The following is a 1,133-nucleotide window of genomic DNA, read 5'->3' as shown; positions in this document are numbered from 1 at the left end:
TGGGGTTCGAGCCGGTGGCCAGCACCAGCTTGTCGTAGACGATTTCTTCGCCATCGACGGTGGTGACGGTGTTGGTGCGGCGCTCGATCTGGGCGGCTCGGGCGGCCAGGCGCAGGTCGAAGCCGGTGCGGTCGAAGAAGCCGGGTTCAACGACGGAGAGCTCCTCGGCGGTCGTGCCCGAGAAGTAGGCCGACAGGTGGACGCGGTCGTAGGCGGGGCGGGGCTCTTCGCAGAGCACGGTCACCTGGGCGCCGGTCAGGCCGGTTTCGGCGAGGCTTTCCAGGAATTTGTGGCCGACCATGCCGTGGCCAACAACGACGATTTTCATGATTGCTCCAGAGAAGACGAGGACGTGCAGGTGGGGACCGACGTGAAACGCCAGTGCCGACTGAGTCCGCCGTCGTCAGCGGGAGTCGTGCATGACCGGGGCGACTTCACCACCGGGTCGGATGCGTCAACTCATGCAAGCGCCGTGCCGGTTTGCTTCAGCAGGCAGAGCAGGTTCATGAACGGGTTTAATGCACCGTCGCGGTGCATTTTTGGTCTTGCTGCCCCGAGTGTGAGGCAGCAAGGCACGCTGAAGGTGCGTCAGCGGTAGAAGGCTTCGACCTTGCCCTTGAGCTTGATGCACATGGGACGGCCCTTGCGGTCCAGCGTCTTGCCAGCGGGCACCTTGACCCAGCCTTCGCTGACGCAGTATTCCTCGACGTCGTTGCGCTCCTTGTCGTTGAAGCGGATGCCGATGTCATGCTGGAACACGGCAGCGACGTGGTGCGGGCTGCGCGGGTCGATCGAGAGGCGGTCGGGCAGTTCGGGGCGTTCGGTCTGACTCATGGTGTTCGGTGCCCGGCTGGGCTGGGTGTGGGCAAGGTGGCGGCGCCTGAGGGCGCCTGCGCGAAGGGCGACAGTGTACCGAGCCGCAGGTGTGGTGGGGGCTCAGCCCGGGCGAGCGGGGTAGCTGAAGGCCAGCAGGTGCGCCGCGTTGACGCTGAAATGGGTCAACACCGCGGTCTCGATGCGGCCGGTGCGAGCGAAAACCCAGCCGCTGCCCAGGCCGACGATCGTGGCCAGGGCGGCCATCTTCGGCCCGCCCGCCAGGTGGACCAGACCAAACAGGGTGGCGGGCAGTGCCA

General features: G+C 66.2%; 3 protein-coding genes. All 3 read right to left on the bottom strand.

All coding sequences use genetic code 11. The annotated features are described in order from the left end of the window. Positions 1–328, bottom strand: a 328-nt coding sequence (locus B2W70_RS03625) for an FAD-dependent oxidoreductase (protein WP_286742948.1), incomplete at its 3' end; no start/stop codon positions are given. Between the two features lie 260 nt (positions 329–588). Then, on the bottom strand, positions 589–834 hold the full coding sequence (locus tag B2W70_RS03620; protein WP_058088501.1) for a DUF3297 family protein: 246 nt from the start codon (positions 832–834) through the stop codon (positions 589–591). Positions 835–936: 102 nt separating this feature from the next. Further along, positions 937–1,133, bottom strand: a 197-nt coding sequence (locus tag B2W70_RS03615) for a CPBP family intramembrane glutamic endopeptidase (RefSeq protein ID WP_349677431.1), incomplete at its 5' end; no start/stop codon positions are given.

Source organism: Aquabacterium sp. UBA2148 (assembly GCF_002328915.1).
GTDB lineage: Bacteria > Pseudomonadota > Gammaproteobacteria > Burkholderiales > Burkholderiaceae_C > Aquabacterium > Aquabacterium parvum.
Note: the sequence above shows the minus strand (reverse complement) of the source record. Positions and strands in the feature narration are given on the sequence as shown.

Bases quoted from the DNA above. Each gene is read 5' to 3' on its own strand.
- B2W70_RS03620 (WP_058088501.1), bottom strand. From the start codon at position 834: ATGAGTCAGACCGAACGCCCCGAACTGCCCGACCGCCTCTCGATCGAC.